The sequence below is a fragment of the Hydrogenophaga sp. genome (assembly GCF_030656115.1).
GTDB lineage: Bacteria > Pseudomonadota > Gammaproteobacteria > Burkholderiales > Burkholderiaceae_C > Hydrogenophaga.
The window spans coordinates 22,248-31,290 of record NZ_JAUSOO010000128.1 but is presented as its reverse complement, the minus strand read 5'-3'; the positions used below and the strand labels follow the sequence as shown (position 1 = coordinate 31,290).

The window sequence follows — 9,043 nt, the reverse complement described above, 5'->3', positions numbered from 1 at the left end:
CAATGGCATGGTTGAGCGCTTCAATGGCCGCATCAGTGAGGTTGTCAAACAAACCCGGTTCGCCTCGGGTGCCGAACTCGATGCGACTTTGAACAACTACATGTTTACCTACAACCACCACATCCCACAGCGCTCGCTGGGACATCTCTCGCCGGTCGATGCTCTCAAGGCCTGGAGCAAGAAAAAGCCGGAACTCTTCAATAAGCGTGTTTATAAACAGGCGGAACTTGACACTTTGTTAATTTTTTAGTAAATATTATGTCATTAAAGATACTGAACATACACAAATGGGACAGTGGTAGCGGTGGGGCTGGACGCTACTATCTAAATCATGAAAAAATAATGTCATCACAAGGTCATTTAATTATACCTTGGTCAGCTGAGTATTCAGGCAACCGCGGTAATTCTATTAGCCAAAGCTATTTCGCACCTCCATCCCCTGATTTTCAAGAGTTAAGCAAAACAGGGGCAATTAATAAAATTTCGATTGCCTCATCCGTTGTATGGAATACCGGTGCTGCTCGAAAATTAAATTCAGCAATTAACCACTTTAAACCAGATATTATTCATGCACACAATATTTACCATCAGTTGTCTGCTTCAGTTTTAGAAGCTGCAACTAATAGTGGAATTCCAGTTGTACAATCGCTTCATGACTTTTCACATTTCTGCATACAATCACACTTCTTCCGAAATGGCTCACCATGTTATGACTGCATTGAATCAGGAGTTTTACAAGGTGTTCGTCATCGTTGTTTCAATAATAGCCTACCAGGCTCGTTATTAACAACGTTCTCGCGGTATATTTCAACACAAAAATCTATACTCAAAAAGATAGCTGGATTTACCACGCCAAACAATGAAATCAAGAATCTTCTTGTCGAACTTGGACTGCCATGCGAGCGCATTTTAGTAATAGACAACCCATTCATTACCAAAGATTTCCCTTTTGAAAAGGCTCGCTCAAACAGTGTAGGCAATAGATACATTGCGGCATGGGGAACATTTGCAGAAATGAAAGGTTTTGGCACACTGCTTGATGCCTTAGAATTGATGTCGAACAAAATAACGTTAAAAATTTATGCAAAAGATGTACATGCAGCCTCGAATTTTCTCCGCGATAAGGTTGTAAAACTAGAGGCAAAGGGTATCTTGAAAATTGTTGATAACCTTCGGTATGGCGAGGAACTCTTTGGTGAGTTGGCTCGTGCTAGTTTGCTCGTTGTTCCATCTGAATGGCTGGTGACACAAGAGTATACGGTTTGGGAAGGTATGCTATTAGGTCGGCCCGTCATCGTTGGCAACCGTGGTGGAAATCAATTGTTGGTCGACAATCATGAATTGGTATTTAAAGCAGGTAATTCAGCTGATTTAGCTGCGACATTGGATCGGGTATTGGCTTATTCACATGAGCACCTTGATGAATTAGGCATAGCACTTCGAAACAGAGCATTAGCCTTGAGCGATACTAAGTTGTACGCATCTAAAATTGAAAATTTTTACAATGAAATCCGCTGAATTAGAAAAATACTCTTTTCGCCTTGCATTTGTTCAACTTGGTTGTCCATCGTACAAGCGTGAAATGTTTGAAAACATTGCAGCTTTGCCAAGCGTCAATATTAATTTATTCATAGGCGACAGACATCCTAGTGGACATGCACCCAACGGCGACTTAAGTGGCCTAAAGCATCTGTTAATTCGAAATTTTATTCTGAAGATATTCGGATTGCAGTTTGTTTGGCAATCGATTAATAAACACATTAACCCAAGAAACTATGATTTAATTATTCTGCCAGAAGGAGTTCTTTATTTCTCCAATTACTTACTAATGCTTCGCGCCTTTTTTGCTGGAACAGCGGTTGGATTCTACTCACATGGGTTTAATCACCAACGTAAGGAATCGATATTAGGACAACTACTTGAAGTAGTTAGACGACTGGTTCACCGTAGAGCTGCGTTGGTCATTACGTACAGCCAAACGGGTGCAGACTTCATTGTCCGATCTAACCCAGCAATGGCTGGTCGAGTTTTTGTTGCTCTCAATACCCTTGATGTAAACTCAATTCATGAAACTGCTTTAAGTATTAGTCGTAATGAAATTTTAAAGATGCGAACTTCTTGGGGATTTTCACTCAATGATGTAGTACTTGCTTTTGTTGGAAGGATATCAAATGAGAAAAATCCTCAATTTGTCATTTCAGCTGTACGCGAACTTCGGCATGAAGGTTTTTCTGTAAGAGCATTGTTTATAGGTGATGGACCTGCCTTGCAAGAGCTACGAAGTTGCCTTCTCGGTGAATCGGAAGATGTTCAATCATCTATTAAATTACTTGGCAGAGTTTCTGTTTCAGAAGTGACACCAATTTTAAAAGCCTCAGATATTTCGGTTATGCCTGGCATGACGGGTTTAGCGATTGTTCACTCTTTTGCCGTCGGTGTTCCATACGTCACTATTGAGAGCCCACTTCACTCGCCTGAAATAGAATACTTAATTTCCAATGTGAACGGAATAATTACCAAGAACAGCAATCAGTCATTCATTGATGGCATTAGAACTTTAATCAAGAATCCTGAATTGCGCACAAAAATGGGGGCGTCTGGCAACTTATATGCCCTTGCCAATCTTGGCATTAACAAGCAAATGTCAGGCTTTGAGGAAGCATTCAAATACGTCATCAATAGCAAAAAATGTGCTACGCCTGCGTAGCATTCTTAAGGATGCAGCTGCAATCGATGATAAATTTGAGCTTCACATTTTCCATATAAATCAATAAATTACGTGGCTCCAAAAGTAAAATTGGTTGCACTAAGGCACTTAACCAAAACCCAAAAGTTACATATTTTATTTTAGCATTGAATGATTCAATCCACCCGCAATTGAGCTACCTATACTGCCCTAGCTAATTATTCAACCCATGAAAATTCTTCTATACGGCATCAATTTTTCGCCCGAACTCACCGGCATTGGCAAGTACACGGGCGAAATGGCCGCATGGCTGGCTTCTAATGGGCACGAGGTGCGCGTGGTCACCGCGCCCCCCTATTATCCCGATTGGGCGGTGGGCCAGGGTTACAGCGGGTGGCGCTACAAAACCGAAGCTTGGCAGGGAGTGCGGGTGCTGCGCTGCCCGGTGTGGGTGCCGCGCCAACCCACGGGGCTGAAACGGCTGGTGCATTTGATGAGCTTTGCGCTGTCGTCCCTGCCGGCGCTGCTGGCGCAGGTGTGGTGGCGCCCGCAAGTGGTGTGGGTGGTTGAACCGGCGCTGTTTTGCGCACCCAGTGCAGTGCTGCTTGCGCATTTGTGCGGTGCCAAGTCGTGGTTACATGTGCAAGACTTTGAGCTGGACGCCGCTTTCAGCATGGGTTTACTGCGCGGTGAACGCTTGCGCCGTCTGGCCTCCCGCGCTGAAGCTTGGCTGATGCGCCGCTTTGATGTGGTGAGCACCATTTCGCGGCGCATGCACGAGCTGTTGCTGCGCAAGGGGGTTGACCCTGTGCAGGCCAATCTGGCGGTTAATTGGGTGAACATGGCCAGCTTTGCCTTGCCCAGCCCCGACGGCGTGGCCGCTTACCGGGAAGAACTGCAACTGGCCCCGGGCCAGGTGGTGGCGCTGTACAGCGGCAACATGGGCGGCAAGCAGGGGCTGGAGATATTGGCCGATGTGGCACGCTTGTTGGTTCATCAGACCCACTTGGTTTTTGTGTTTTGTGGCAATGGCGCAGGGCGGGCCGACTTGCTGGAGCGCTGCAAGGGTTTGCCCAATGTGCGGTTTTTGGATTTGCAACCCGTGTCTCGGTTGCCCGACTTGCTGGCCACGGCCGATATTCATTTGCTGCCGCAGCGGGCCGATGCGGCCGATTTGGTGATGCCCAGCAAGCTCACGGGCATGCTGGCCAGCGCCCGCCCGGTGGTGGCCACAGCCCACACAGGCACAGACTTGGCCACGGTGGTTGAAACCTGTGGTGTGGTGGTTCCCCCAGAAAACCCGGATGCCATGGCACAGGCTATCAACACCTTGGTTAACAACAAAAACATGCGCGAGACCCTGGGCGCAGCCGGTTACGAATACGCCCATGCGCATTTGGACAGCGAAGCGGTGTTGGGCAAGCTCGAGTCCGATTTGCAGGCGCTGGTGGCGCAAGGTGAGCGGGCATGACGCCAGCGCAGGCCAACAGCCATCGCAATGGGCCTGCAGCGGGTTTGCTGCCTTTGGCGCAGTTTCAACAGGCGGTAGCGGCTTTGCCGCTGGTGTCGGTAGACTGGGTGTTGACCAACCCGGCGGGCGAGTTGCTGGTCGGGCAGCGCTTGAACGCACCGGCGCGCGGTGCCTGGTTCACGCCAGGTGGGCGCATTCGCAAGGGCGAAGCGCTGGCCGTGGCGCTGGGCCGGGTGGCGCAAGAAGAGCTGGGCGCGCCGCCTGGGCTGGCTGCGACGCTGGTACAGCGCGGTAGGCTGATGGGCGCTTGGGACCATTTTTACCCTGATGCGGCGTTTTCACCCACGGTGCCCACACATTATGTAAATCTGCCGCATTGGGCAGCGCTGACGGGTGATGAGGTGGCTGCGCTGCGTTTGCCTTTGGGGGAGCAGCATGGGGAGTGGCTGTGGATGCCGCTGGAAGAGGCTGCGCAAAGGGTACACGGCTGGGTGCGGGCTTATGTGGATTGGTTACGGGTACGCTGAAGAGCCCCCATCCCTGCCTTCCCCCAGGGGGGGAAGGAGTAAGACCGGGGGAGTGGGACTTAGCTTTGGCCGTATTTGTAGTTGGTGTAGCGGTAACGGCTGTAACGGTAGCCATAACCGCCGTAGCGGCGTTTGTCGACCTTGAAGTCGTTGAACACCACGCCTTTGACGGCGACCCCCGATTGCTGCAGGCGCTTCACCGATTCGTGAATTTCGCCGATGGCGGTGACGTTGGCTTTGACAATGAGGAAGACGGTACCGGCCACGGGGGCCAAGACTTGGGTATCTGAGACGGCCAGCACGGGCGGGGTGTCGATGATGACCAGGTCGTACTGGGTAGACAGTTTTTGAATCAGCTCCACCGTGGTGGGCGACAGCAGCAGTTCGCCGGGATTGGGTGGCAGGGCGCCGGTGGGGATCATGTCCACACCTGGAGCCACGTTGCGTTGAACCACTTCTTCAAACGTTTTACTGCCAGCTACCAATTCGCTCAGGCCAGGGCCACGACTCAGGCCAAAGTACTGGTTGAGGTAGCCTTTGCGCAAGTCGGCATCCATCAGCAGCACGCGCTTGCCGCCTGCGCCCAGCACAGCGGCAAAGTTGGATGACACGAACGACTTGCCGATGCTGGGGGTGGGGCCGGTGAACAGCACCACGTTGTTGCGCGCATCCAGCAGCGCAAACTGCAACGCGGTGCGCAGGCTGCGCAGACTTTCAATGCCGGGGTCTTCGGCATTCGTAATAGCAAGCAAATGCTGACCGGGCGCTTTGTTGGTGATGCTTTCGTACAATTTACTTTGTACAGCGCTGTGGGGCACGGTGGCAAACACGTTCAGGCCAGTGTGGGTTTCAATTTCGGCACTGTCTTTGATGCCGGAATTCATGGCATTGCGGGCAAAAGCCAGAGCCACGCCGCCTAATAGACCTAGCATGGCGCTCAAAACCACAATCAGCCGGCGCTTGGGGGCCACCGGTTGGTATTGGGTTACAGCCTGGTCTACCACGCGCACATTGCCCACCTTGCCTTCGCGCACCAAGCGCAATTGTTGGGCGCTGTTGAGCAGGTTCAGGTAGAGTTCGCTGTTGACCTTGACATCGCGCGTCAAACGCAGCAGTTCTTGCTCAACATTGGGCAGCACCTTGACGCGATTGCTGATGCCGGCAATTTCTTTGTTCAGGGTGGCAATTTGAGAATCAATAACCTGAACGTTGGGATGCGACGCGGTGAACTGGCTGCTGAGTTCGCGGCGCTTTTGCTGCAACGCCAACAACTGGGTTTGCAATTCAACCGATGATTTCAAGGCCAACTGGCCTTCAGTACTCAGGTCAAAAGTGCCTTTTTGGTTGCGAAACTGGTTGAAGGCGGTTTCAGAGCCTTCCAACTGCTTTTTAAGAGTAGGTAAAAATTCGTTCAAAAACCCCAGGCTTTTATCAGCCTCGGCTGCTTTGCGCTCTACGTTTTGGCGCACGTAATTGTTGCCCACCGATCGCAACACTTGGGTGATTTCTTCAGCGTCATTGCCTTGCAGAGTGATGGCGATGACGCCTGACTGTTTGCCTTTTTCAGCAATGTTCAAGTCTGCTTGCAACAATTCAATTACTTCTTGCCGGCTTTGGCGCACCAACTTGAAATGAGCACCGGGTTGGGCTTCAAGCACGTGAACCGCCATACGGCCTGCGTTACCGCCTTCGCCCCAATTAAGGGTATCGCCTACCTTGCCTTCGGCCAAGGTTTCACCATTTGGGCCATGCAAGGCATAACCACCGGCGGTGGCTATGAGGGTAAGGGGCTTACCTTCCAGCGCTGGAGGTACTTCGAGCAGGCCCAGACGGATACTCTCTGTACCGTGCACATAGCCGACCATGCCCAAAAAACCGGGTGTGGCCAGTTCGGTGGCTCGGCTGGCCAGCCAGTTACCTAACAACGGAAAGCGTTTGGGCTCGGCGGTTATGTAGAGCTGCAAGTCGTCCACCGCCTTACCCACCACCAAGCGTGAGCGCAACAGCTCGATTTCAGCGCTGGCGGGACTTTTGATTTCAAACAGGCTGGATGCTGCTCCCAAGGCGCCTGCGGCACCCACTTCGGAATCTTCCACCTGCAGCAGGGTGTTGGCCTGGTACACCGGGCGGCTTAAAAAAGCGTAACTACCGCCCAGCACCAGAGCAGCAGCGGTCACGCTGGCCACCAGCCATTTGGCCTCCAGCAGCACATCGAGCAAGCCCAGCAGGTCAATCTCGTCTTCGTTGGCGGGAGCTGCGATGGGCAGAGGGGGCGTGTTGGGTGTCATGGATAACGGCAACAGAAGATGGGTTCGGTCAAAGCCTGCGTGGGGCTTGTGGGCTTATACGTTGTTGGGCTTTTAACCAATAAGGCGAATGCGGTGGGCCCACTGGGCCACGCCCAGGGCTATAGCAGTGTGGGCCGCTTCAAATGCAGCCAGAGGTTGCTGGTAGGGGTCGGCAATGTCGTAAGGGGTGGAAGCATATTCGGTGCCAAACTCACCCAGCAGGCGGATTTTGCCGCGCGCCAGGGGGAAGCGCTGGGCCAACTCGCGCTGGTGGATAGCTTCCATGACCAAAATCAGGTCGGCCTGGGTACACATCCAGGCTTGCACCTGCTGGGCGCGGTGGGCACTGATGTCAACACCGGCCTGCAGCGCCAGAGCTTGAGCGGTGGGCTCGGCGGGGGAACCCACCACGGCATGCAAGCCCGACGACCATACCTTGCATTGCGGCAGAGACTGGGCCAACAGACCTTCAGCCACGGGGCTGCGGCAGATGTTGCCCACGCACACGGTCATGACGTTTTGGATGCTCATGCAGAAAAGAATACGGGGCTTGGGTTGCGAGACATGAGATTAGTTCAGGGCGTCACGCGTCACGTTGACGGCCTGAGCGCTGGGCAAAATGAGGCTGACCACACGGTTCCAGCGCACCAGGGGCACGGGGTCGACGTAAACCACGTCGCGCGCCTGCAGCTCAAAACCTTCTGCCAGGGCGTAGCCCATGGGGCTGCGGGCGTCAAGATGGAAAATTTCTGGCAACTGGCCGCCCACGCTGTCGGCGGGCTGGCTGGAGCGGCTGCGAATAACGAAAATCTGCTTGGGGTCGCCCGACGTGGGGTTGATGCCGCCGGACTCGCCCAGGGCCTCGTTCAAGCTCAAGCGGCCGTTGCGCAGGGGCAAGGCGGCTTGGCGAACCACTTCGCCCATCACGTAGACCTTGGCATCGTCGCGGTGGGCCACGCGCACCAAATCGTTGTTTTTCAGCAAAATTTGGGCGGGGTTGATGCCGCGCTGCGACAGACTCAGCAAATTGATGGGGGTAGTGATGCCTTCGCGGGTGATGAAGACCTGGGACCGGTCGGCCGTGGCGGTGAGGCCACCGGCGCGGCTCAGGGCTTCGGGCAGGGTCATGGGCACGTCGTTGATGGCTTGCAGGCCAGGAGTTCGCACTTCGCCATCCATATAGACGCGGCCAGCGCGGTAAGACTGCACCCGCAGGGTGATTTGGGGGTCGACGATGTAGCGCTTGAGCGCTTCGCCCAGCGTCAAGCGTGCCTGGTTTTCTGTGAGGCCGGCGATTTTGACCGTGCCCACCAAGGGGAACTGGATGAAGCCGTCGGGGCTGACGTTGAAACCGTTGGTAACGCCCGATTGGCTGATGGCTTCAGCGCCAGTTGTTGTAACAGTGCCCGCTGGTGGCAGCACCAACTCAGGGTGACCCCACACGTTGATGTGAACCACATCACCCGCACCAATGGTGTAGGCCCCGGCTTTGCCAAACAGCGGTTGCAGCGCGGCCAGGGTATTGGCCTGGCGCACTTCGCGCTGAATGGACTGGATCAGCTCGGGGGTGATGGGGCGCAGCACGCCGGGGGGCGGGGTGTCGGACTGGTTGGCGTTGGCTTGCGTGGCCGGGGCGCTTGTGCCGCTGCCTGCGCCGGTGACCACGGTGCTGCTTTTGCCTTGAAACAAGCGGACCAGGGTGCTGGGGGCATCTTCTGGTTCAGCGGATGCGGTTTGGCCTTGCAGTGCGGGGCCAAACAGGGGCCCGGGTGAAAACGCACACCCCGCCACAGTCAGCACCAGGGTGCTGGCGGCCAGGGCCTTGGAGGCAAAACGTGGAAATATCATGGACTGGATCGTGGGGTTGATCGAGGAGTTATGGCTATCTGAACCCACTTGGGGTAGCCAGATTATGCTGTAGCGTGATTTTAAAAACACTCCACACCGTTCAAGCGACTGTGATGAGTAGACCAAACCGTGACAAACTTCGGTCTGAATTTGCGTTTCTTTGCGTTTCGGATCACCTATCAAGTCTAGCATTGACCCCTGACACACAAAGTGATAGCAAACA

Annotated in this window: 8 protein-coding genes; 5 read left to right on the top strand and 3 right to left on the bottom strand. The window is 53.6% G+C overall.

The window, feature by feature from the left end; translation table 11 throughout:
* From Q7J58_RS16140 to Q7J58_RS16120, 5 genes are all read left to right on the top strand, one after another.
* On the top strand, nucleotides 1-250 hold a 250-nt coding region (locus tag Q7J58_RS16140), incomplete at its 5' end, for an integrase core domain-containing protein (RefSeq protein WP_304830266.1).
* A gap of 8 nt (nucleotides 251-258) precedes the next feature.
* Nucleotides 259-1,518, top strand: a complete 1,260-nt coding sequence (locus tag Q7J58_RS16135) for a glycosyltransferase (RefSeq protein ID WP_304830264.1) — start codon at nucleotides 259-261, stop codon at nucleotides 1,516-1,518.
* Nucleotides 1,505-2,707 carry a glycosyltransferase family 4 protein gene (locus Q7J58_RS16130; RefSeq protein WP_304830263.1) on the top strand — a complete coding sequence of 401 codons (1,203 nt, stop codon included), beginning with the start codon at nucleotides 1,505-1,507 and terminating at the stop codon, nucleotides 2,705-2,707. The genes Q7J58_RS16135 and Q7J58_RS16130 overlap by 14 nt, the downstream gene beginning before the upstream one ends.
* Before the next feature lie 208 nt (nucleotides 2,708-2,915).
* Nucleotides 2,916-4,157 (top strand): glycosyltransferase WbuB, encoded by a 1,242-nt coding sequence (locus tag Q7J58_RS16125; RefSeq protein ID WP_304830261.1) that lies wholly within the window; start codon nucleotides 2,916-2,918, stop codon nucleotides 4,155-4,157.
* A complete protein-coding gene (locus tag Q7J58_RS16120) occupies nucleotides 4,154-4,684 on the top strand; it encodes an NUDIX domain-containing protein (protein WP_304830259.1) in 531 nt (176 codons plus the stop codon). Before Q7J58_RS16125 ends, Q7J58_RS16120 begins: the two co-directional genes overlap by 4 nt.
* 59 nt (nucleotides 4,685-4,743) lie before the next feature.
* Here the strand turns inward: Q7J58_RS16120 and Q7J58_RS16115 are convergent, their stop codons facing one another.
* The 3 genes from Q7J58_RS16115 to Q7J58_RS16105 all read right to left on the bottom strand — a co-directional run bounded on the left by Q7J58_RS16115 (nucleotide 4,744) and on the right by Q7J58_RS16105 (nucleotide 8,820).
* Complete coding sequence (locus Q7J58_RS16115; protein ID WP_304830258.1) at nucleotides 4,744-6,972, bottom strand: polysaccharide biosynthesis tyrosine autokinase; 2,229 nt, start codon at nucleotides 6,970-6,972, stop codon at nucleotides 4,744-4,746.
* A 72-nt stretch (nucleotides 6,973-7,044) separates the two neighbouring features.
* The gene (locus Q7J58_RS16110) at nucleotides 7,045-7,503 is read right to left on the bottom strand and encodes a low molecular weight protein-tyrosine-phosphatase (RefSeq protein ID WP_304830256.1); all 459 of its coding nucleotides are present in this window, start codon (nucleotides 7,501-7,503) and stop codon (nucleotides 7,045-7,047) included.
* 39 nt (nucleotides 7,504-7,542) lie between these two features.
* A complete protein-coding gene (locus Q7J58_RS16105; protein ID WP_304830254.1) occupies nucleotides 7,543-8,820 on the bottom strand; it encodes a polysaccharide biosynthesis/export family protein in 1,278 nt (425 codons plus the stop codon).
* Between the last annotated feature and the right edge of the window lie 223 nt (nucleotides 8,821-9,043).